20 protein-coding genes are annotated in these 23,456 nt (G+C 59.9%); 7 read left to right on the forward strand and 13 right to left on the reverse strand.

What is annotated here, in order from left to right; genetic code table 11:
• Nucleotides 1-101 precede the first annotated feature (101 nt).
• The 3 genes from FY152_14855 (at nt 102) to FY152_14865 (ending at nt 1,716) form a co-directional block, all read left to right on the forward strand.
• Entirely contained in the window at nt 102-701 is a 600-nt protein-coding gene (locus FY152_14855; protein UXS33453.1) for a superoxide dismutase, read from the forward strand.
• Between the two features lie 104 nt (nt 702-805).
• Entirely contained in the window at nt 806-1,141 is a 336-nt protein-coding gene (locus FY152_14860; protein ID UXS33454.1) for a ferredoxin family protein, read from the forward strand.
• An 11-nt stretch (nt 1,142-1,152) separates the two neighbouring features.
• Entirely contained in the window at nt 1,153-1,716 is a 564-nt protein-coding gene (locus FY152_14865; protein ID UXS33455.1) for a flavin reductase, read from the forward strand.
• A gap of 19 nt (nt 1,717-1,735) precedes the next feature.
• On the opposite strand, the gene FY152_14870 is transcribed toward FY152_14865, so the two are convergent.
• From FY152_14870 to FY152_14885, 4 genes are all read right to left on the reverse strand, one after another.
• On the reverse strand, nt 1,736-2,692 hold the full coding sequence (locus FY152_14870; GenBank protein ID UXS33456.1) for a hypothetical protein: 957 nt from the start codon (nt 2,690-2,692) through the stop codon (nt 1,736-1,738).
• An 81-nt stretch (nt 2,693-2,773) separates the two neighbouring features.
• Entirely contained in the window at nt 2,774-4,459 is a 1,686-nt protein-coding gene (locus tag FY152_14875; protein ID UXS33457.1) for an iron ABC transporter permease, read from the reverse strand.
• Nucleotides 4,456-5,541: an ABC transporter ATP-binding protein gene (locus FY152_14880; protein UXS33458.1), complete on the reverse strand. Its 1,086-nt coding sequence runs from the start codon at nt 5,539-5,541 to the stop codon at nt 4,456-4,458. The genes FY152_14875 and FY152_14880 overlap by 4 nt, the downstream gene beginning before the upstream one ends.
• A 112-nt stretch (nt 5,542-5,653) precedes the next feature.
• Nucleotides 5,654-6,646 (reverse strand): extracellular solute-binding protein, encoded by a 993-nt coding sequence (locus FY152_14885; protein UXS33459.1) that lies wholly within the window; start codon nt 6,644-6,646, stop codon nt 5,654-5,656.
• A gap of 281 nt (nt 6,647-6,927) precedes the next feature.
• Between FY152_14885 and FY152_14890 the strand changes: the two genes are divergently transcribed.
• Complete coding sequence (locus tag FY152_14890; protein ID UXS33460.1) at nt 6,928-8,061, forward strand: ROK family transcriptional regulator; 1,134 nt, start codon at nt 6,928-6,930, stop codon at nt 8,059-8,061.
• 133 nt (nt 8,062-8,194) lie between these two features.
• Here FY152_14890 and FY152_14895 read toward each other — a convergent pair whose 3' ends face one another.
• Nucleotides 8,195-9,124, reverse strand: a complete 930-nt coding sequence (locus tag FY152_14895; protein UXS33461.1) for an AraC family transcriptional regulator — start codon at nt 9,122-9,124, stop codon at nt 8,195-8,197.
• 96 nt (nt 9,125-9,220) lie between these two features.
• On the opposite strand from FY152_14895, the gene FY152_14900 reads away from it, so the two are divergent.
• Nucleotides 9,221-9,970: an SDR family oxidoreductase gene (locus FY152_14900; protein ID UXS33462.1), complete on the forward strand. Its 750-nt coding sequence runs from the start codon at nt 9,221-9,223 to the stop codon at nt 9,968-9,970.
• 66 nt (nt 9,971-10,036) lie between these two features.
• Here FY152_14900 and FY152_14905 read toward each other — a convergent pair whose 3' ends face one another.
• From FY152_14905 to FY152_14930, 6 genes are all read right to left on the reverse strand, one after another.
• A complete protein-coding gene (locus FY152_14905; GenBank protein UXS33463.1) occupies nt 10,037-10,822 on the reverse strand; it encodes a myo-inositol-1-monophosphatase in 786 nt (261 codons plus the stop codon).
• Complete coding sequence (locus FY152_14910; GenBank protein ID UXS33464.1) at nt 10,819-11,715, reverse strand: glycerophosphodiester phosphodiesterase family protein; 897 nt, start codon at nt 11,713-11,715, stop codon at nt 10,819-10,821. The genes FY152_14905 and FY152_14910 overlap by 4 nt, the downstream gene beginning before the upstream one ends.
• 46 nt (nt 11,716-11,761) lie before the next feature.
• Nucleotides 11,762-12,628 carry an ABC transporter permease gene (locus tag FY152_14915; protein UXS33465.1) on the reverse strand — a complete coding sequence of 289 codons (867 nt, stop codon included), beginning with the start codon at nt 12,626-12,628 and terminating at the stop codon, nt 11,762-11,764.
• Nucleotides 12,625-13,482, reverse strand: coding sequence for an ABC transporter permease (locus FY152_14920; protein UXS33466.1), 858 nt, complete (start codon nt 13,480-13,482; stop codon nt 12,625-12,627). The genes FY152_14915 and FY152_14920 overlap by 4 nt, the downstream gene beginning before the upstream one ends.
• Nucleotides 13,479-14,519 carry an ABC transporter ATP-binding protein gene (locus FY152_14925; GenBank protein ID UXS33467.1) on the reverse strand — a complete coding sequence of 347 codons (1,041 nt, stop codon included), beginning with the start codon at nt 14,517-14,519 and terminating at the stop codon, nt 13,479-13,481. The genes FY152_14920 and FY152_14925 overlap by 4 nt, the downstream gene beginning before the upstream one ends.
• Nucleotides 14,520-14,602: 83 nt before the next feature.
• Nucleotides 14,603-15,832: an extracellular solute-binding protein gene (locus tag FY152_14930; protein ID UXS33468.1), complete on the reverse strand. Its 1,230-nt coding sequence runs from the start codon at nt 15,830-15,832 to the stop codon at nt 14,603-14,605.
• A 145-nt stretch (nt 15,833-15,977) separates the two neighbouring features.
• Here FY152_14930 and FY152_14935 point away from each other — a divergent pair, with 145 nt between their 5' ends.
• Nucleotides 15,978-17,126, forward strand: coding sequence for an ROK family protein (locus tag FY152_14935; protein UXS33469.1), 1,149 nt, complete (start codon nt 15,978-15,980; stop codon nt 17,124-17,126).
• An 84-nt stretch (nt 17,127-17,210) separates the two neighbouring features.
• On the opposite strand, the gene FY152_14940 is transcribed toward FY152_14935, so the two are convergent.
• Together FY152_14940 and FY152_14945 are read right to left on the reverse strand one after the other, a co-directional pair.
• Nucleotides 17,211-19,193: a phosphatase PAP2 family protein gene (locus FY152_14940; protein UXS33470.1), complete on the reverse strand. Its 1,983-nt coding sequence runs from the start codon at nt 19,191-19,193 to the stop codon at nt 17,211-17,213.
• Between the two features lie 253 nt (nt 19,194-19,446).
• Entirely contained in the window at nt 19,447-20,727 is a 1,281-nt protein-coding gene (locus tag FY152_14945; GenBank protein UXS33471.1) for a carbohydrate ABC transporter substrate-binding protein, read from the reverse strand.
• 194 nt (nt 20,728-20,921) lie between these two features.
• On the opposite strand from FY152_14945, the gene FY152_14950 reads away from it, so the two are divergent.
• Nucleotides 20,922-23,444, forward strand: coding sequence for a hypothetical protein (locus FY152_14950; GenBank protein UXS33472.1), 2,523 nt, complete (start codon nt 20,922-20,924; stop codon nt 23,442-23,444).
• The last annotated feature ends 12 nt before the right edge of the window (nt 23,445-23,456 follow it).

A 23,456-nucleotide genomic window follows, 5' to 3' on the forward strand; every position in this document is an offset into this window, starting at 1 on the left:
CGCTTGACCTCAACCGTGATTGAGGTCCTAGAACTATTGTCACCTTGTTTTTGCAAGGCTCTTTCCATGCTCTTGAGCGAACAGTTGACAAAGGAATACCAATGGCTTTCCAGCTTCCCGACCTCCCCTATGCCCATGATGCGCTCGCCCCTGCAGGCATGTCCGAGGAGACGCTGAAGTTTCATCACGATCTCCACCACAAGGCCTATGTCGATAATCTCAACAAGGCGATTTCAGGCACCGAGTGGGAAAACAGGAGCCTCGAAGAGATCGTCCGGGGCACCTATGAGAAGGGTGCGGTGGCGCAGTCCGGCATCTTCAACAATGCCTCCCAGCACTGGAACCACAATATCTTCTGGGAGATCATGGGCCCAAAAAATCATGCGATCCCGAAGGTGCTGGAAGATGCGCTGACGCAGTCCTTCGGCTCGGTCGCGCTGTTCAAGCAGAATTTCGCCCTAGCCGGTGCGTCGCAATTCGGTTCGGGCTGGGCGTGGCTGGTGGTGGATACCGATGGCACACTGAAGATCACCCGCACGGAAAACGGCGTCAATCCGCTGTGCTTCGGGCAGAAGGCGCTTCTAGGCTGCGATGTATGGGAACACAGCTACTACATCGATTTCCGCAACAAGCGCCCGGCTTATCTCGAAAATTTCCTCGACAATCTGGTGAACTGGCAGGCGGTCGCCGCCCGCCTCTGATTTAAGTCCCACCGATCCGGTCGTTGCCGCTGCCCTGGGTGGCTGGCCGGGTCAGGCGCAGCCGGACAGCCGCCGTCCGGCTGCAACTCCATTCGAGCGTCTCAATGCCCTATGTCGTCACCGAAAACTGCATCGCCTGCAAATATATGGACTGCGTGGAAGTCTGTCCGGTGGAATGTTTCTACGAGGGCGAGAACATGCTCGTTATCCATCCCGATCAATGTATCGACTGCGGGATCTGCGAGGGCGAATGTCCCGCCGCGGCCATCCGGCCGGATACCGAAGCGGGGCTGCATGTCTGGCTAGACCTCAACCGCCATTATTCCGGCATCTGGCCAAGGGTGTACCAGAAAGGGAACCCGCCTGATAACGCCGATATCATGAACGGCGCTGCGGCCAAGATGTCCATTTTCTCAAAAAATCCAGGAGCGGGCGGTTAGCCCGGCACTGCATGTCTCATAATTTCAGGCTGATCGATGGCGGTGTGGTCAATCACGCGCATATTCCACTGAAGGCCGCCACCTCTCCAACGATCTCGCCGCGTGAATTCAAGGATTCAATGGCCGGGCTTGCCTTTACGGTTGCCGTGGCCACGGCCTCACACGCCGGGGAGCGGATCGGGCGGACGATCACATCCTTCATGCCCCTCAGCGCCGAGCCGCCGCTTCTGATGATCTCCATCGACGCCAGCAGCCGCATGGTCGATCTCATCGCTGCAAGCAGACGGTTTTCCCTCGCAGCGCTATCCAGAGGACAGGAGGAGATCGCCGACGTGTTTGCCGGAAAAGGAAACCAGCCGGACCGGTTTTCCGTCGGCAACTGGGATGTCTGGCCTTCGGGAAGCCCAAGGCTTTCCGGGGCCCTGCTCTCCATGGATTGCAACCTTGTCGGTTCCATCGATGCCGCCGATCACATCCTCTTCGTCGGCGCGATCATCGAAGCGAGGTTCGATCCGTTGCGCAAAGCCTTGCTCTGGAGTGAACGCAACTATAAAAGGGCGGAGGTAACAAAATAGCTGTCGGCACGGATCTCTCTCACCGCGCCTTCAGGCATATCACCGTCCTGTCGTCGCTGAATTCACTCGATGTTGATCCCTTTACCGATGGATAGTCATTGAGCTTGTGAAAATCTGCCGCTTCGACGCGGGCGAATTCGGCTTCCCAGTCGGCGACGTCGACCCCGGCAGGTAGTGAGAGATAACCGTCGGTAAAGATTTCCAGGCTGTTGATCGTGTCCTTTGCGAGTGACAGGTCGATCGTCCCCTCCTCCATCACCATCCCGCCATTGATCGAGGCGTATCCCAAAACATGGCCTTGTCTGTTTGCGTAGCGTGGCTGAACGCGAATACCGCCCATCAGAAACTCTTCCACGGCTTCGATCTCGGCCTGAAGGCCGCTTGCGGTAGCAGCTGTTGTGATCACTGTTTCCGCGTCCGTCGCACTCATGATCCCGGCTTTGACCGCAGCACGAAGGCCGGAAAATATGGTGGCGCGGGTTTTGGCCTCCGCTGCATCACCATCCCCAATTGACGCGAAAAGCTGTTTGAAGACGTGGATGCGCGCCGAGGTGCTGACCCGGTCTATGAGCTTGGCATGCTGCAACAGCCTGTCCCCATTGATGCGCACACCGGAATCGCCAGCCAGAAGCAGCCGAAAACTGTCCCCCATATCGGCAACGATAGCGAGCGTGGTGGATGGTGGGTGGCTGGCATTGATGCGCTCGGCTTCCTTTTTCAGGATATCGCTGATGGTCTGGAACAGCGTGGCTGCCTCGCAATTTTGCAAAGCATCCTGGATGCTCATCTCCGCCACCGCATTTGCGGCGGCAAGCGCGGCAATGCGGCCGGAACTCAGCCCGCCATAATTCACACCGGTCGGGTCAGTCGCACCGTCAAAAACGGCTAGGACCCGTCCGGGAAGAAGAATGGCCACATCGTCCCCCGGCGTTGCGGAATTCTTGTATTTCGATTGCGAAAAGCTCGCGATATTCATCGTATTGTTTCCTTGCAGAGGGGAGCAGGCGGCGACGCGCCGCTCGCCGCTGCTTTAGTCTTTCATGAGGGTTGCAAGCGGTCAGACGAAGGATGCTTCCTTGTCTTCCGACAAACGGAAGACGACGAAGACGCAAATCCCGGTACTGACCAGAAGCAGGGTGGACAACGCAGCCGCCGTGCCGAATTCTCCGTCGATCACCTGGATATAGATCAGCACCGGCATAGTGATCGTGCGGGCGGTGTAGAGGATCAACGTCGAGGAGAGTTCATTGATGGCAGTGATGAAGCTCATCAGCGAACCGATGATGAGGCCAGGCAGCATCAGAGGCACCGTCACCGATACGAAGGTCTTTGCCGGAGAAGCCCCAAGATTGACCGCGGCTTCCTCGATGGACGGCTTGATCTGCCTGAGGATTGATGTCGTCGAGCGAACGCCATAGGGCAGCCGGCGGATAAACACCAGAAGGATGATGATCAGCGCCGTCCCGGTGATATCAAAGGGCGGATAACGGAACGTCGTCACGTAGCCGATCGCCATGACGACGCCGGGGATGAGGTAAGGCACCATCAGCAGAAGATCGAGCGAACCGGAGACCGCATTGTCGCGTCGAACCACGATGAAGGACAGCAGGCCGGAAACGATGGCGATAAGCACGACGGCGGCCAGTGCAAACGTGAAACTGTTGGCAATCGCCTGCGGTGAATCGCGAAGGATGCGGGCGTAGCTGTCCAATCCGAAACCGCCGGTAAAGACGGGACCGCTGGTTGCAAGGAACGACGTATAGATGACCGTGAGCGACGGCAGCATGGCGATGAGCACGACAAAATAACAGAAGCCGTGCACGATGAACGATTTCAGCGGTCGCATGGACTGCTTGACCGGCCGGTTCGTCAGCGAACTGGCGTAGCGGCGCTTGGCAAGAATATGCCGCTGCAACAGAAGTGCCGCCATGGAGATCGCAATCATCACCATGGAAATCGTCACCGCCATGGTCGGCGTACCAGCCATTTCGGAGGTGTATTGCGCATAGGCGATGGTCGAAAGCGTTCTGATGCCCTTGCCGAGGATTGCCGGCGTTCCAAAGTCGGCGATGGACAGCACGAAGCAGATGATCGCGCCCGTGCTGACTGCCGGAAAGACCAGCGGCAGGGTGATCTTGCGGAACCGCTGGAACGCCGTGCAGCCGAGGTTTTCCGCCGCGTCCTCATAGGACTTGTTGATGGTGTTCAGCGCATTTTCCGTCATCAGGAAGATGTAGGGAAAGAACTTCAGGCTGAAGACCATCACGATACCCGGGATTCCGTAGATCGTCGGCAGGGAAATGCCGGCGAAGGACAGGAGATTCGTGACAGCACCATTGGCACCGAACAGCATGATCCAGGCATAGGCACCGATGAATGGCGGCGCACAGAGCACCAGCACCGCAAATGTGGCGATGAAAGTGCGCCCCTTGATGCGATAGCGGGAGGTACAAAAGGCAAGCGGAATACCGAGAAGGCAGGCGCCCAGCATGCCCAGCACCCCGATGAGAAGCGTATTCCAGAGTGCGACCGTATAAAAACGCCGTGTGAACACTTCCGCATAGTTGCTGAAACCGAATGCGCCTGTTTTGGCATCGAAGAAACTGATAAAGAACACGCTGAAAATCGGCAGGATCAGAAAGATCGCCAGCAGGATGACGGCAAACACCGTCACGCATGTCCAGAAGCCCGGCAGTCTCAGGCGGAAGCCGCCGGCGGTCGCAGTCGCGGTGATATCCGTCATGACAGGCGCTCCCCGGTTGTGCCCTCGCCGAACAGCTGCGCATCGGCCGTGCGCCAGGAAAATGTGGTTTTCTGGTTGGGCTGCAGCCCGATGATCTCCGGCGATGGCTTGGTGATCGCCTCGATCTCCTCGCCCGACGAAAGCACGGCGGCAACGTTCATTTCGCGGCCGGTAAAGCTGACCTGCCTTATGGTCACGGGCAGTTCGATGCGTTCATCGCCATCAATCGCGCAAGGACCGACGGCAATCGCCTCCGGGCGGATGGCGGCGACGATCTTCCGTTCCGGCGAAACTGCGTCCGCCTGCGGCAACGCGACCTTATGGCCGGAAATGGAAGTCTGCCCCCCAGAACGGTCAAGCGTCAGAAAGTTATTTGCTCCCACGAAAGACGCGACAAAGCGGTTGGCGGGATTGTTATAGACTTCCCAGGGCGCCGCGGCCTGTTGAATGACGCCGCCATACATGACGCAAACCAGATCGGACATGGCAAGCGCCTCTTCCTGATCATGGGTGACATAAACGGTGGTAATGTTCATCGCCTGCTGGATCTCGCGGAGTTCTCGCCGCAAATCCACGCGAAGTTTGGCGTCAAGGTTGGATAGGGGTTCGTCCATCAACAGCACTTTCGGGTTGATGACGAGCGCACGCGCCAGACCGACGCGCTGCTGCTGACCGCCGGACAATTCATGCGGCATACGCTTGGCATAGGGGGCGAGCTGCACGACATCGAGAATCTTGCCTACCCGCTCGCGGATCTCGGCTGAAGATGCCCTGCGCTGCTTCAGGCCGAAGGCGATGTTGTCGAACACCGAAATATGCGGAAAGACCGCGTAATCCTGAAAGACCATGCCGACATCACGCTTATGGGCCGGAACATGTTCGATCGCCTGTCTTTCGATGCTGATGCTGCCGCTATCCTGCTGATGAAAACCGGCAATCGTGCGCAGAAGCGTGGTCTTGCCACAACCGCTCGGTCCGAGAAGCGTAAAAAACGATCCTGATGGAATGGAGATATTGATGTCGGAGAGAGCAACGACATCCCGGTAACTTTTTTTGATGCTGGTAATTTCTACGGCGGCCATGTGCTGCTCCATGACATATCCTGCGCGGTACACGACCACGGTGGACGAGACAAAAATGCGAGTATGAATGCGATACCGTGAGGACGGCGGCCTTCGCCGCCGCCTTAACGTCTTATTGGACGTCGAGCAGGATCTCGTTCCATTTTTCCATCAGGCGGGAGCGATTGTCCGCAGCCCACTTGAAGTCATATTTCGCATCCGGAACATCAGACAGCGGGACAAGCGCCGCATTGGCCGGGACATCGGTTCTGACGGAACGCCGACCGGCCTTTACCACCACTTCCTGCGCTTCCTTGGAGACGATGAAATCGATGAAGGCCTTGCCGTTTTCGGCATTGGGCCCGCCCTTGACGAGCGCCATGCCGTCAGGTGCGATCGCCGTGCCTTCTTTCGGATAAACGATCTCTACTGGGGCACTGCCCAGCTTGTAGCGCAAGGCGGCGTCTTCGAGCGTAATGCCAACCGCCTGCTCGCCATCATTGACGAAACGCGGAACCGCGCCTGACGATGTGGACAGGACGGAGTTGCCGAGAATGCCGGTATAGACCTCCCAGCCCTTCTCCTCGCTGTCGAAATCCTGCAAAACCGTTGCCATCTGGATATAGGCGGAACCGGACTGATCGGCGCGAGCCGAGGAAATCAGGCCCTTATATTCAGGCTTCGCAAGATCGGCCCAGGAAGTCGGAACCGGTGCGCCTTTCAGCGCTTCCTTATTGACGATGAAGGCCGTAACGACTGCGGTAAAGGGAACCCAGTTGGTGCTCGGCGAAAAGGCAGGGTTGATCGATGCTGCCTCGACAGGCTTGTAAGGTTCGAAGAGGTCGGCGGAAAAGTCGATGACAGTGCCATCAACGCTCCAGATCACATCACCCGCTGCCTTGCCGGTTTCCGCCTTGATGCGGTTCATCAACTCGCCGGAACCGGCTTTGACAAGCTCGACCTTGGTGCCGGTCTTCTTTTCAAACAGCGGCAACAACTCATCCATAAGCTGCTGCGGCGCTGCCGAATAGACCACGACGGTACCTTCGGCATGGGCGAAAGCCGCGCTGGCAAGGAAGGTTGCGCCGGCAACAAGGCGCGCGAAAATAGTGCATGATTGACGCATGAAGGGTGCTCCGTTTTTTTGTTCCCTGACCACGATGTCCCGCGACCTAAATTTTTTTTGTTTTTGTCGTCGCAGCTCGTTGTCTGATATTTATTTTCTTTACGTAAATTAATAAGTCAAGCGCGAATTCGTTACAAAAATTAAAACGCCCTATCGCACTGATAAAAAAAGGTATTCTAATAAAGTTACAGCATCGCCGCTAAACCCGGACCGGGAAATTCGCTGTACAATCGCGTCGTTTGCGCTATTCAATCCGACGTTACGTCTCGCGGGAGAATGGCTTGATCGACCTCGGCTACAATGAACGGCGTCTGCTCGAGATTTTGCGCGGCAAGGGTGGCATGTCCCGTATAGAACTGGCGCGCGAGATGGATGTGTCGGCACCGACGCTGACGCGTCTGACATCCAGCCTTCTTGAATCCGGCCTCATCATCGAGGCTGAGGAAGCACGCAACGACGGCAAGCGCGGGAAACCGTCTACCGCGATCGAGATCAATCCGAACGGGCTTTTCACACTCGGGGTCTACTTCAATCCAGATGACCTGCGGGTCTGCATCGCAGATCTCAATGGCACGATAAGGCACGAAGTCAGATCTGACCTGGAGGACTACAGCTTCGAGCACATCATGGAAACGGCGGAGGCCGCCGCACGCCAGGTGCTCGAAAAAGCAAAGGTCAAAAAAATGGATGTGCTTGGCTGCGGCATCAGCTTTCCGGGCCACTTCAAACGAGACCGTGGCCATGTGTTCCGCATCAGGCAATTCGAGAGCTGGCATGACATCGATGTCGACAAAGACTTCCAGCCCTATTTTGATTTTCCGGTCTTTCACGAAAACGACGGCAATACCGTTATTCTTTCTGAGCTATATTACGGCGCAGGCCGAAGCATCCGCAATTTTGCGATGATCTGGCTGACTTACGGCATCGGCGGCGCGGTGGTGGTGCAGCGCCATCTCTATCGCGGGACGAACGGCAATGCGGGTGAGTTTGGCGGCCTGTTTCCAAAATCCCATCCGCGTCCTTCGGGACAGGACCTTTGCGACACGCTGGCCGCTCACGGCATGGATATCAGGCGTCTGAAGGATATCGATGAAAGCTATTCGGATCACCCTGCCGTGGTCGCCTGGCTTGAAAGAGCGACAGAACAGCTTCGCTTGCTCGCACTGACCGTTGCCCGAACGATCGATCCCGGTGCCATCATTTTTGGCGGATCGCTACCCGACTGGATTCTCGAACATATCGTGCAGCGCATCGGCTCGCTGGAAATGCTCGGCGAGGATTTCTTCGTCGAACCCCCCGAAATACGCAAATCGATGATGAGCGACCTGCCGCATCTTGGTGCCGCCAGCATACCGATCTACCGTGCCACGACACCCAGCTATTATTCAGGCAGGGCGTTGAAGGGATGGGCTTAGCCGCTGTTATTCGGCAGCCTTCTTACCCAGTAATGGATTAAGTTGCCGGCTGTCTGCACCTGTGAAGCGAATGCGCCTATTCCGCCCTCCCTTAAGATAATCCGGGTGCCCTCATCGTCATGACAGGCAACTGCTAGAGAAAACCTACCTGCTGCCAGCTTCTGTCCCCATTTGCGCGGGCAAAGATTCCCGGAGCGACACCGTTTCTTTTGCGGAAAGCGGTACTGAATGCGCTGGCGGATTCGTAGCCGATCTCCTCGGCGATATGATCGAGCGACTTTACGCCGCGCATCAGCGCGTCCCTGGCAAGCGCCATCCGCCAGCGCGCTAGATATTCGATCGGCGCGCAACCGAGCACTTCATTAAACCGCGCGGCAAAGGCCGAGCGCGACATGCCGGCGATCCCGGCCAGTTCGGCCACGGTCCAGTTCGCGCGGACATTGGCATGCATGGCAGACAAGGCGCGGGCAAGCCCGGGCAAGCGCATTCCCTTCACCAGCCCCGCCGGAATAGCCTCGCTGCCGGCGCCGGGACGACGCAGCACTTCGATCAAAAGAACCTCCAGCATGCGCCGGATGATGAGTTCCTTGCCCGCATCCTCGCTGGCGCATTCCTCTGACAGCAATTCTATGAGGCGCGCCAGCCGGGATGCTCCGCCCTCGCCCGCCGGCACATGGATCAGCCCGGGAATCAGCGAAAGCAAAAGCGCGGCATTGATCCGCTCGAACATGAAGCTTCCCCCAAGCGCAACGAAATCCGGCTCTCCCTCCTGTTCACCATGCCGGACCGCCCGGTCTTGCGGCTCCACCGGAATACATTCGACATCGGTATCGCTGCAGAGCGAGAAAGCCGGCGTCGATGGCAGGAGCAGAAAATCACCGCGCGCCAGCCGCAGGGGGTCGCGGCCCTCGAGCAGAACCCAGGCCGCGCCGGAAAGGACGATTGCAAAACCCGGAGCGTCATAAGCGCGATAACGCACGCCCCACCGGCCCCGTCCGGAAATCGGCTTGGACACGGCGGCACTCGGGCGCAGAAGATCGATAATATCGCTGAGTGGATCCATTCTCTGGACGATCAATAATAAATTTCGGCTTATTAAGCATATATCATCCAGATAACGTTGTCTATCTCCAATGGCATCAAACAATGGAGATTTATGATGACCAAGACCATCCTCATCACCGGCACCTCGTCTGGTTATGGCAAGGCGACCGCCGCGTTCTTTCTGTCCCGCGGCTGGAACGTCATCGCGACCATGCGAAATCCGGATGCGAGCCACTTCGGTGACGATACCGGACGGTTGCGCGTCCTTCCTCTGGATGTGACGGACGAAAAGAGCATCGCGGCCCTGATCGATACGGCAGGCCCGGTCGACGTGCTGGTAAACAATGCCGGCATCGGCATGGTCGGGGCTTTCGAGGCGACACCCATGTCGGCAATCCGTACGATCTTCGACACCAACAGCTTCGGTGTGATGGCAATGACGCAGGCGATCATCCCGCAGATGCGGAAACGCCGGTCCGGCACGATCGTCAACGTCACCTCCAGCGCCACGCTCGCCTCTTTCCCGCTCGCCGCCGCCTACACCGCCAGCAAGCAGGCAATACAGGGTTTTTCCGGTTCACTTGCGCATGAGCTGGGTCATTTCGGCATCCGCGTGAAGCTGGTCGAACCCGGCTATGCGCCGACGACCCGTTTCACCGCAAACGCCATCCTGCCGCTGGAGCAATTGCTGCCGGACGACTACATGGGCTTTGCCGCGCCAATCCTGGAAGGTTTCGCCACGCCAGCCATGACGACCACGCAAGATGATGTCGCCGAGACGGTCTGGAATGCCGTCCATGACGTATCCGGCCAGCTTCGTTTTCCGGCAGGCCCGGATGCCGTCGCGCTGGCTCGGGGAAACTGACCGAACGTGGATAAACCGCAGATGCCGGGTGCTTCAGCAACACCCGGCATCGATGTTCGCGGCATCTCACGCAGGTTCCGTCGATGCTTTCTCCGCAATCTCCGGCCACAGCCCCTCCGTCGCCGTCATCAGCGCCGGCGTGGCGGCGGCAACCCAGGGGATGCCGCTGCCGGGGCGCGTCCCGATGCGGACATCGAGACCCGCTTCCCTTGCGAGAACGACGCCGCCGGCGATGTCCCACATGGTCGTCAGCTTCTGCAGATGGCCGTCGAAGATGCCGCGCGCGGCAAAGGCAAGGCCGATCGATGTCGAGCGGATGGATTCCACCACCCAGCCCGCATGCCGAAGCCCGACATTGAGAGCCGCCACTTCCGCCGCATCGCCGGCGGCGCTGTCGCCGAGCGACATGACCTGCACAGCCTCGAAGGGCACCTGACGGGCAAGCGGCTTGCCGTTCAGCATCAACCCGGTCCCATCAGCCGCCGCGTAGATATCCGCAAACACCGGCATGGCCACAACTCCGAGTTCCGGTTGGCCGCTCCGCACGAAACCGAGCGAGATGCCCCAGAGCGGCGAACCGCGCAGGAAATTGGCGGTGCCATCGATGGGATCGATGATCCAGTAGGCGTCATCGGCAACGCCGCCCATTTCTTCGCCCAGCACGGTTTCGCCGGGAAAGGCGGCCGCCAGACGGTCGCGGATGAGCTTTTCGACCGTGGTGTCGGCTTCCGAGACGAAATCCTGAAAACCCTTCGTCCGGGTGGCGATGGCATCGCGTGCCTCGAAAAAGCGAAGGGCAAGGCCCATCGCTTCCTCGATGATGGCGACGGCGCGTTCGAGCCGCTCGCTCATCGTCTCCACGCCCTGCCCGTCTCGCCGGCGCCAGCCTTCAGCCAGCCCGTGAAGGCTTCGACTTCATCCGTCTGGATCGCGCCGACGCCGGCCTCGGCAAGAGCGCCCCACACGGTTTCGGGATTTGAAAGCGCCCGCGTATCGTCGAAATCAACGCAATGGGACACATCAAGCGTGTTGATCCACAGGCGGATATTCTGGCGCTCCATCTCGGCCCGGCCTTCGGTAAGATCGGCAATGTCGGTAAATTTCACCTCGATCATCGGCGCCTTCAACGCCTCGATACGGCGCAGATCCTCGGCGAACTTGCCCTTCCGGACCGGGAACATCGGCATATGCGGGATCTTGCCGAACCAGTCAGTGTTCAGCACCTCGAAACGGCCCGCTTCGGGATCGATATCGGTCTTCACCAGCACCTGATCCTCGACGCCGAGCCGCAGCACGGTTTCCATGACCTGCGGCAGATCGCGGGTGAATTTGGTGTCGATATTGACGGTGATCCTGCCGCGCGCCTCTTCCAGCAACTCCTCCAGCGTCGGCACGCATTCATCGGTCACCTCAGCGGCCTCGCCGCCTGCGCCGGCCTTCAGCTTCGCTGCGCGGACCACCTCGAAAGGTAGCGCGCTCACCGTTCCATTGCCCGTCGTGGTTCGGTCGAGCGTTTCGTCATGAATGACAACGAGCCGGCCATCGGTCGTCGCCTGCGTGTCGATCTCGATCATCTCGACGCCGACCGCGATCGCAGCGCGGACGGAGGCGAGCGAGTTTTCCGCAGTGGCGGTCCAGAAGCCGCGATGGGCGATGGTCAGGATGGCCGGATTGTCTCGCGAGCAGAGTGCAAGCACATTGCAGGGATTAGAGGTATTGCGGGAGGCAGCAAGGGTCTGGTGCATGATTTTCACTTTCGGACGTTGCAATTACCGGGTTTGACTGCCCGGATCAGATTTTCCCCATACCCGCCGCCATCAGATCATCGCGCAGGATGCGGCCCGCAATGATGAAGACAATGAGTGCGGGAAGAAGCAGGATGAAGGAGACGATGGCGGCGAGCGGCAGCTGCATCGAATAGGGATCGAGATACATGTAGAGCTTGATCGGCAGGGTCTCGACGACCGGCGCGCCGACGATGAAGGACTTGTCGAATTCCTCGAAGCTGCCGATGAAGGACATCAGCCCGCCGGCCAGAAGGCCGGGCACGGCCAGCGGCAATATGATGTGCAGCACTATGCCGACCGCTCCCGCGCCAAGCGAGCGGGCGGCATGAATGAGATCATCGGGAATGGTCTCCAGCGCCGCCGTCATCAGCCGGATCATCAGCGGCAGGGTGCCGACGATCTGCACAAGGATGACGCCCGTCACCGAATAAGCGAGGCCGAAAAGAAGGAACACCTGACCGATGCCAACGGCGACGACAAGCCCGGGAATGATGATCGGCGCCAGAATGAAGATTTCCACCAGCCGTTTCAGCCGGAAGGGAAAACGCGCCATGGCCCAGGCGGTGGGCAAGGCGATGGCCGCAGTCAGGAAGGTGACGACGATGGCGATGAGGATGCTGTTGACCGCAGCGCGGATGAGGCTGCCATCGCTCAGGATGCTCGCCCAGCGCGCCGTGGTGTAATCCTTTGGCACGATGAGCGGCGGCGACCAGCCGTCGGCAATGCTCCAGAGGAACATAAGCGCCAGCGGCACGGCGATAGCGAGTGTCAGCGCGCCATAAAGCCCAATGGAAACGAAAATCCGGTCCTCCGGCGTAAAGGCGCGGCGACGGGCACTGCTGGGGGGATCGAGAGTTATAGCGCTCATCATGCGTCTCCGCGGGTTTGGCCGGGGCCGATGCGGGATGTCAGGGAATAATAGAGCAGCAGCACGGAGACCGCGAAGAGGCTCAGCACCATGCCCATGGCATAGACTTGGTTGAAACGTCCCTGGTTGAATTCCTTGACCATCAGCACCGAAAGGGGCCGGGCCGTCGGCGGGCCGACAATGTCGGGAATGGCATAGGAGCCCATGGAACCGATGAAGGTCAGAAGAATGGCGGCGGTGATGCCCGGCATGGCGAGCGGCACCTCCACGAAGAAGAATGTCTTCAACCGCGAAGCGCCAAGCGTGCGCGAGGCATAGCGGATATCCTCGGGAATGGCTGCGAAGGCGCTGGTGATGATCAGCGTCATGAAGGGTATCTGCTTCCAGACGCTGGCGAGGATGACGCCGACGCCCCAGTCGTCGCGTACGAGCTTGGGCAGTTCCAGCCCGAGCGGCGCGACCAGCCGGTCGAGAAAACCGCCCCTCTCAAAAACGACGATCACCATCAGGCCGACGATGATGCCCGGTACCGCCATCGGCAGCTTGTAAAGGCCGCTGAACAGTTTTCGACCGAGAAAGCTCTTGCGGATCAGAAGCGCCAGCGGCACCGAGGCCGCAAGCGAGACGATGACAGGCATGACGCCGTAATAGATGGAGGTGGTGAGACCTCGGATCATCGACGCACGGGTGAAAATCCGCTGGTAGAACATCAGCGTGAAACTGCCATCCTCCTGCCTGAAGCTGCCGATCAGCGCCGACAGCAGCGGCCCGCCGAAGAAGACCAGAAGATACCCAACACCCGGCAAAAGCAGGAATAGAAGCTGGGCGCGCCTGTTTCGAAAGAGCCCGGCCATCATGCCGCCTCTCCCGCCATCCTGTCATCGAGAAGATGGACCGAACCGGGAAACTGCAGGGCGACCTTCTGCCCGGCATCAATAAGAGTTTCCGCACCGGACTGGCTGATCCGGATCTGGCGGCCGCCGATCTCGACCGTATAGAGCGCATTGGCGCCCATGAAGGAGACAGCGGAAACCGTGCCCTCACCGGCCTGATCGGCGCGGATCTGGATGTTTTCCGGACGAACGGAAATCTGCACATTGCCGGTGGCTGCGCGGTCCAGCGTCACCAGCTGACCCCATGGCAATTGCGCCTGCTGGCCATCAGCGGAGACCGGCAAAAGATTGGTCTGGCCGAGGAAGCCGGCGGTAAAGGCGTGTTTCGGCGAGCGGTAAAGCTCAAGCGGCGTGCCGATCTCAACCACCCGACCGGCATTCATGACGACGATCCGGTCAGACATCGCCATGGCCTCGGCCTGATCATGCGTCACGTAGAGGCTGGTGGCGCCGATGCGGCGGTGAAGCTCGGTCAGCTCATGGCGCAGCGTATCGCGGAGTTTGGCGTCGAGGTTGGAAAGCGGCTCATCGAACAGAAGCAGGCTCGGCTGCATGACGATGGCGCGCGCCAGTGCCACACGCTGCTGCTGGCCGCCGGACAATTGCCGGGGCATGCGATCCACCAGCCCGGTGAGATTGCAGATATCAAGCGCATGGGCGATACGCCGCACCCGCTCATCCTTCGCGACCTTCTTCATTTTCAGCCCGAAGCCGAGATTCTTGGCGACCGACATATGCGGGAAAAGCGCATAGGACTGGAACACCATGGCGATATCGCGTGCTTCCGGCGGCGCCTGATCGATGCGCTTGCCACCCAGCCGGATCTCGCCGCCCGAAGGCTGGCTGATGCCGGTGAGTATGCGCAAAAGCGTGGACTTGCCGCAGCCGGAAGGACCGAGAATGGTGACGAATTCGCCCCGCTCGACAGTGATCGACACGGGATGAAGCGCCCGGCTTGCGCCGTAATCCTTGCTGATATTGCTGATCTCGAGTTCACTCATGGCGAGCCTCCCTCATATTTTTGACCAAGGCTATCCGGACCGTGCAGCCACTTGCGGCACACGATCCGGCAATCCCAACGGCGTTACTGGTTGAGGACTTTTTCATCGAGCGCTTCGGCAAGCGCCGTCGACATGTCCCAGAAAGCCGGCAGCGACAGGCGCGGATAGACGCTCTGCGGCAGGACATGCACCTGCACGGCCGTCGGCATCAGATCATTGGTGACATCCGTGCGCGGAGAGCGGGAGGCCTTGTTTTCCAGCTTCCAGAGCTGGAATTCCTTGCTCATCGCCATGTCGATCAGCAGCAGCGCCGAAGCGACATTCTTGGCATTGGCCGGCACAAACATGGCGTCCCCAGAGCCGACCTGGCCCTTTTCCAGAAGCGTGACGCGGAAACTGTCAGGCAATTGCTTGGTGCCGAGGAAGCTCATGACCTGATCTTCCCAGACCGTGCCCATGTGAAGCTGCTGGTTGTTGATGAGGTTGAGCGTATCGGCATTACCATTGGTCAGTTCTGCCACGGCCAGAAGACGGCGGTAATAGTCCCAGACCGGATCGAGGCACTCGGATTCCATAGCCCAGTCTTCGGCCTGCTGCAGCGTCTGGTTATAATCGGTCAGCTGCTTGCGGCAGTCGCCGGTGAGATAATTGAGCGCCACCGAATAGATGAATCCGCCGCCCGAACCACCCTTGGCCGGCAGGGTGACGCCAAGCCGCTTGGGGTTCTTTTCGGCCCAGACGAGAAGGTCTTCGAAGCTCTTTGGCACATCCTCGGCCTTCACGAAGGCAGAGTCATAACCGATTGCGGTCTGGTTGAGATGCACTAGCGGGAAGCTGCCGCCATGCGGCTTGCCGAAAACGGTCTCGGCCATTTCCGGATTGTAATTCGCCATGTTCGGCAGGATTTTCGTCAGCGCAATATTGCCGACAACGCCCTTGGAGGAGAGAAGCGGATAGCTGCCTCCGCCGGCGAAATAAGCATCGACCGGCGAATCCTGCCCTGCCGCCTGTACCGCGATCAGCTGCTGGTTCGCCTGATCGCCCTTCACGTCGCTATAGGCAACCTTAATGCCATATTTGGCTTCGAAACGGCTGATCAGCTCCTTCCACGTATCGGCAAAACTGCCGGCGAAATTATACATCGTCACCGCGCCCTCGGCTTTGGCGGCGGGAACGACGATGTCGTAGAAATTGTCGCGCGTGACCTTCGACAGATCGAAGTCGAGGTTTTTCATGTTGCTGTCAGCCGAAAGGCACGGCGCTGCCGTCGTCGCCAGCGCAAGCGCGGCGATCGCAAGAAATTTCATGCGCATTGAATGGTTCCTCCTGAGGACCCGTTGTTGACCGGCCCCTTATTAATACACTCTAAGTGTAATATTTGTGACAGTCCAGTGAAAAATGCTGTCGCAAACGAATGCCCCATGTTGCCGCCACTTCGCACAGCCGTTATCCAAGGCCATGACAACAGATCAGACGCCGCAGCACACCTTCGACCGCCAGCCGCTCGCCAGCGAGAATGAGCGTCTCATTCTGGATATCGTGCGCCGCCATGGCCCCATCGCCCGGGCGTCGATCACGGGCCATACCAACCTGACCCAGCAATCCGTGCACCGGCTGATCGAAGGCCTGCTGGAGCGCGGACTGCTGCAGACCGGCGCACCGCTAAAAGGTACGCGCGGCCAGCCGAGCCCCACCATCGAGCTGGTGCCGGAGGCAGCCTATTCGCTCGGCATTTCCATCAACACCGACTCCGTGGTGATCTGCATCGCCGATTTTCGCTGCGACGTGATTGTTGAGGAAAAACTGAAGATGCTTCCGGAAGACCGGGAGATGACGCTTGCTGCATTGTCACTGGCGCTCGAACGGCTACTGGCGGAGCACGGCATCCCGCGCGAGCGCCTGCTTGGCCTCGGTTTTTCCATGTCCGGCTTCTTCGTGTCTGAGGACCGCGCCTTCAATGCGCCGGAGCCCCTGCGCGACTGGTCGCTGATGGACCTGAAGCCGATCCTTGAGAAACGGTTCCACCTGCCGGTCTGGCTGGAGAACAACGCCACCACGGGCGCGATTGGCGAAAGCCTCCGTGGTGTCGGCTCGTGGTGTCAAACCTTCGCCTATCTGTCGTTTAACTACGGTTTCGGTGGCGGATTGATCCTCGGCGGCCAGCCGTTTCACGGCTTTCATGGCAATGCCGGCGAATTCAGCGGCATATACAGCCCGGATGAATCGCCCAAACGGCCCGCCCTGCAATACCTGATCACGACGTTGCAGAAAAACGGCGTCGACATCCATTCGATCGAACCGCTCTATCAACAGTTCGACCCCGCATGGCCGGGCGTCGAGGAATGGCTGACCGAAACCATGCCGCAGGTGGACCGGCTGGTGGCAAGCCTGATCGCGGTCCTCGATCCGCAGGCCATCGTCTTCGGCGGACAATTGCCACGCGCCCTCGGCCAGATGATGATCGAACGCACGCATATGCCTTCCCAGCGCGAACACCGTTACGGCGTCGGCCCGAAGGAGGCGAAGCTGGTTCTCAGCGAAACCGTCGGCGATCCGTCCGCCATCGGCGCCGCGCTATTGCCACTGAGGGTCCGGTACTTCCTGTAGGGTCATTATCCTGCGGTTTCCTGCAAATCTTTTGGGGCCGCCGTAACCGCAGGGTTGCGGCAGCCTCTATCATCGCATCATGGCCTATTCGACCACGACGGACAGTGCCGAGCCGGTATAGACCGCCCGTACTTTCACATTGCCCGCATCGATCGTGGCGAATGTCCCGGTCAGACCATTGGCAGCGATCACATCGAGGCGCGTGCCGGCAGCCGGCACGCCACCATCGAAAGCGAGCTTCAGCGTCGCGCCGTCCAGCACCACATTCCCTTTAACGCGCAGAGCAGCCTTTTGCGGATCCAGCGCCAGTATGCCACCAGACTGCGAATAATCACCGCCGATGGCGACATCCTTGCCTGCCTTGAGCGAAAGCGTGCCGCCGCTGACCAGCACACCGCCGGTTCCAAGCGCATCGGCAGACGAGACTATCAGCGCACCATCCCTTAAAATTGTGCCGCCACCATAGCTGTTATTACCGCTGAGCGTCAGCGCTCCGCTACCGGATTTGACGAGACGCCCTGCCCCGGCAATATCGTTCGTCCAGCGGTCTGCCGCGTTGAAGCCGCCGGCGGCGGCATCCATCGTGACTTCGACATCGCCATCGAACGCACCGTAACCACCGGCCGCGGCCACCAGATTGATCCGCCCCCAGCCATTGCTGTCATCAAGCAGCGGATAACCCGCCTCGATACCGGTGGAGAACAGAACGGCGCGCCGCTCTGCGGCATCAAGATAAGGCAGGCGCGTTTCCAGCAGAACCTCGGCCCCTTTCGGCACCATCATCGGCGCATCACCCACGGCTTTGTCGCGGCTGAAGGAAAAGGACATGCGCCTGCGATAATCCGATCCGTTCTTCGCCGCATCGGCAAACCGGTCAACATCCGGCTTTGCGCCATGGGCGAAATCGATGAGCGACTGGCCCTGTGGCAAGCGTTTGGCGAAATAGGCCTGCAAGGCCGCGTGCGCGGCCTTCTTAACCTCGGCATTTTTCGGGTCCTGCAACATGGCGGCGGCCATGGCGGTTGCGGTGATGCGGCCGCCGATCACGTCGAGCGGTGAATGCATGCCGGCGACGATGCGGCTTTCGCCGAGTTCGGAAGCAGCCGTCAGCAATTCGGAAAAGCGCTCCGGCACGGCATAGGCATAGGCGATGGCGGCCAGATAGGCGGCATTGGTATGCCCGCTCGGGAAACCGCCATCCTTGCCGCGCCCGCGATTTTCCCGCGCATATTTCAGCGCCGGCACGATGATGCCCGGATCGCTTTCATGGCTTTCGAAGCTGCGGTCGCCAATCGTTTCCTTGCCGGTCTCGATCACCTCGCCTTTGTCGTTCATGCGCCAGGGCCGTGGTGTGGAATAGAAATATTTCGCCGGCGACGTCGTGCCCTCCGGGCCGCGGATCACCTTCATGAAGGCGACGAAATCCTTCAGTTCGCTATCGGCTGCACCCGCCTCGGTGCCCTTGTCGTCTTCCTTGCGGGCGATGACCTCGTTCGGGTCGAAATCAGCGAGCGTATGATTGATCGTCGTCGTCGCGCCCGCCCCTTTGCGATACCAGTCGGCGAGCGGCCCCATGCCGTCGATGACGCTGTAACCCTGCGAACGGCGATCATTCATATAGGCTTCGAAAGCAGCAGTGCGGCTGCGGTTCTCGCCGGTGACGGACAGCACGTAGCGCATGTTCTCCTGCCAGACGGCGGGATCGACGATCTTCACATGGCTGAAATCCGCCGGACCATCGCCATTGGCACCGCCATCCGCCCATTTTTCATCGCCAAGCGTCCAGATGCGGTTGAAACCGGAGAGGATTTCAATGATCGGGTTGTCCCGATCATCATAGGCGCGAACTGCCTCGCCCTTCTCATTCTTGCCGGTCTGGTTGCGATAATTGTCGGCAAGCGGCAGCGGGTATGTTGCCGCCGGTTCCGGCACCGTGATGGCATAACCCTGCCCTGCCGGCCCGGTGCGATCGAAGGCCTGCGCGCCCGGAACCAGAATCAGCAATGCGACGGAGGCGAGCAGGCTCGAGCGTGCGGAAAAGAAAGACGACATCTTCAGTCTGGCCATGACGAATCCTATGATTTTCAGCGAGAGACGCGTGACGAAAATAGGCGGCGCGGCGTTCCGCGCGCCTCATCGTCAGGTTTAAACAGAGCGTATTTCAGTTTTTCGATGGACCGCCGGGAATGGCTCCCTGCGGCAATTCCTCCAGCGAAAATGCGCCGCCTTCGGAAAGAAACGGCGCGATATGCCCGGAGCACCACTCCGGGCATATCGTTCGAGAGCTTCATCATTCCGCCGGAGGCGGACGGTCAGACCCTTATTTCTTGACCGCGACAGCCTCGTTGATCTTGGCGACGTCATCCTCCAGAACCTTGTAGGTCTGGTCGAGCGTCAACTCGCCGACGATGAGCTGGCTCATGCGCTGCACGATCTGCTGATACATGGCGCTGCCGCCCTTGGCGCGTTCGAAATCGCGGGCGGCCTGCGGCACGTTCTTCTTGTTGTCGAGGAACACCTTCATCGCCGCCTTGGCGTCTTCGCTCTTCAGCTTGTATTGCGGATCGACGATCTCGGCACCCGTCAGGACGACATAGTTCTCGGCGATCTCCCGCTGCACCTTTTCGGAGCCGAGGAATTCGACGAAGTGAGCCACATCTTCAGGGTATTTGGTGCGCTTGAAGCCGACAATGGCGGTGCCGCCGGGCATGGCGTAGCATCCGGCATCGCCGCAAGGTGCGTTGATTGCGGTCCATTCGAAGGCGTCGCCGATCTTGTTCTGGAACGGATTGACCATCCAGTTGCCGGCCAGATAGGTCACGACATTGCCGTTGACGAACTCGTCACCCATGTTCTTGTACTGCGAACCGCCGGCGGCACCCCACATTTCCTTGGGGAAGCTGCCATTCTGCGTCCATGAATAGATATCGGCGATGTATTTCTTCGCCGCATCGTCCGGGAAGCTGAACTTGCCGTCCTTCACATAGGTCGCGCCATAAGCAAAGGCGCCGCCGGAGAAGCGGTGGCCGGAACGGTCCATGGTGAAGGGAATCTGCACGCCGGTCGCCTTGGCGACACGGGCGGAAGCCTCGACGATCTCGCTGAATTTCGCGGTCGGGCCGGGCAAGGGTTCACCCGCCTGCTCGAACAGCGTCTTGTTGACGAAGGGCAGGTTGAGCGTCTGCGACGCCATGTAACCGTTGATCGACTGCGGATCGCTGACATTCGGCAGGCGAAGCTGGTTGAGGCTGGAACCATGCAGCTTCGCGAAGGCTTCCGCGTCTTTCATGTAGGGGCGCATGTCGAGATAATAGGGGGCAAGCTGCCAGTCGGTGATCTTGGCGATGTCAGGACCTTCGCCCACCGCCAGCTGCACCGGCAGCTGCTTGGAAACGGCGTCATAACCCGAAGACACGAAGTTGATCTTCACGCCGGGATTGGCCGCTTCGAACTCCTTGCTGAGGTCGGCCATGCGCTGCACGTAACCCTGGTCGTCATCCGTAAAAAGGAAAGTGATCGTGCGGGTCTCGGCCTGCGCGGCTGCAAGACCGGCGACGGAGGCAATTACAAGGGCGCTGACGCCCGAAAACAATTTCATCATGCTCATCCTCCCAATGAAAATATTTTCACAAATCGAACAAAAGCTCCTCTGCTTAATTCGATTTATCCTGTTTTGCGACTTGACAGAATAAACGTCAAGCTGTTTGTTTTGGGTAAATCACACAAATCGACGCGAAAAAGCGAAAATCGAATTGTGAAAATAATTTCATAAAGATCGAAGGGAGGCGACCCATTATGACGGATGGACCATTTGCGGCGAACGCGTCGCAGCCGACATATACCGTCGCAAACGGCGAAACGGTGACCGCCTGGATCGTCTCCGATCCGGTGGAGACGTCGTTTCCCGGCACCGCAGCCCCCGCCGAAGACCGCGTGAACTATCGCTTCATCAACGGTTTCGTCGATGTGGGCGACCTGCCCTGCCGCAAGGCCTTCCAGCAGACCATGATCGGCCGCGATATCGCGCCCGAGACTGGCTTTACGGTTTCGCACCTCAACCTGCCGGGCTCCAACCGCCGCGTCGAATTCACCGGTTTCTGGCATGTTCCCACTCATGTGCAGCGCTGGCTGAAGGGCACCTTCCGCAGCGATGCGGCAAGACAGGCGCATTTTCGGCTGCGCACCTGCGGCGGCGTCCGCATCTGGGTGGGCGGGGTCGAACAGGTCCGTTTCGAACCTTTCATCCGCAATGTCGAAAGCAGCCGTGACATCACGCTCGATCTCGCGGCCGGCGACAACGAGGTGCTGCTGCTCTGCGAGGATCTGGCGGAACGCGACATCATCTGGTTCTTCGAACTTGAGGTCGTCGACGCCGTGCCGCTGACCGTCGTGCTGCCCGTGCCGCTCGACCGGGAGGAGACGAAGCGTCTCGCCGCGCTGGTGCGCGATGTTCGCCCGGCGCGGGACGTGTTTTCCGGCACGGCCCTCGAACTGGTCTTCGGGGCCGCACCTGCGAACGACCTGCCGGTGCACATCGCGGTCAAAAGCCATGGCCATGAGCGCGCTGCGCTCGCGGAAGTGGATACCGTGCTGAAGGCCGGGCAATCCTCGCTGACGATACCCGAAACGACAGGCATTTCGGATGGGTATCACGGTGTCAAAATCACCATTGGTTCGGGAGCGGGAACGGTAACCCGCGTCATCGACGCCGCTTTCATGCATGACATCGCGCCGGAAGCCTCCAATGCCGATATCAACGAGCGGAAAAAGGCCGCCCTCTCCTTCAGCGCCCGCTTCGGCGCCTGGCGCATCGGCCGCGCGCTGGCGATGGCCGCCACCGGCAGCGATGACATCGAGACGATCGGCGGCATCGTTGACGCAACGCTGCATTCCATCGATCGGCGGGAAGACTGCTCCGACTTCGTCATGATCCCGCTTCTGTGGCTGGTGCGCGCCTATGGCGACCGCCTGCCGGCAGAGATGCGGGCGCGGATCGATACCTCGATCCTCGGCTATCGCTACTGGGTGGACGAACCGGGCAATGACGTCATGTGGTTCTGGAGCGAGAACCATGTTCTCTGCTTCCACACCAGCCAGTTATTAGCCGGCGAGTATCTGCCGGATGCCGTCTTCACCGCCTCCGGCCGCAACGGCAGAGAACAGGCGGCGCTGGCCACTGAGCGGCTGGAGCGCTGGTTCGACAGCGTCGAGGCGCATGGTCTCGCCGAATGGAATTCGGCCGCCTATTACCCGGTGGATTTCATCGGCCTTCTCGCCATCGAACATTGGGCGGGGCAGGAACTTGCCGCCCGCGCGCGCTATCAGATTGATCTCATCTTCGAAATGATCGCATTGCACACGCTCGGCGGCGTTCCCTCCGGCTCCCAGGGCAGGGCCTATGACAAGGAGCTGCGCGCCGGGCCGCTGACGGAACTGGCGCCTTTTGCGCAGGTCGCCTTCGGTCAGGGCTGGCTGAACAACGGTGTCGCCTCGCTACCGATGTTCTGCTGCGGCGATTACCTGCCGCCGGTGCACCTTGCCGCCCTTTCACAGTTGACAAGTGGCCGCATGGTCGAGGCGCGGTATGCGCAGGGGCTGGAGCCCGGCAAGCTCGTGCTCTTCAAGAACGAGGCCGCCCAGCTTTCCACCGTTGTCGATCACAAGACCGGCCGCAAGGGCCACCAGCAGCACGTCATGGACATCAAGCTTGCCGGCCACCCGATGGCGCGGCTCTGGGTCAATCATCCGGGCGAAGACGATCCGTGGGGCACCCAACGCCCCTCCTATTGGGCGGGAAGCGGCATCCTGCCGCGCGTGGCGCAACATCGCGATCTGGCGATGCTGATCTTCGATACGCAGGATCACCGCAACGACTGGACCCATGCCTATCTCGGCCGCGACGGGCTGGACGAGGTGCTGGTGGAGGGCAACTGGCTCATCACCCGCGCGGGCCGCGGCTTTGCCGCGCTTTATGCGACCAACGGGCTTCAGCCCATCGCCGCCGGCGCCACCGCCAATCGCGAGATCAGATCGCCCGGCCGCCGCGCCGGCTGGGTCGGCATCATCGGCTGCGGGGATGTCGCGGAGTTTGCCCGTTTTCGGGAAAAAATCCTCACCACGCGGATCACCTTCGATGCCGAAAGCCGGCTGCTCTCGGTCACGCCGCCGGGCAGCCCGGAGCTTACCCTGACCTGGGACGGCGCATTCACCATTGGCGGGCAGGCCATGGCCTTCGACCACGACCAGCCCCAGCCGGAAATCACCTTCGACAGTGCCGACCCCGCATCGGGCGGCGCGGCACAACCATTCTACTCCTAAGCGGAATTGACA

Source organism: Agrobacterium tumefaciens (genome assembly GCA_025560025.1).
Classification (GTDB): domain Bacteria; phylum Pseudomonadota; class Alphaproteobacteria; order Rhizobiales; family Rhizobiaceae; genus Agrobacterium.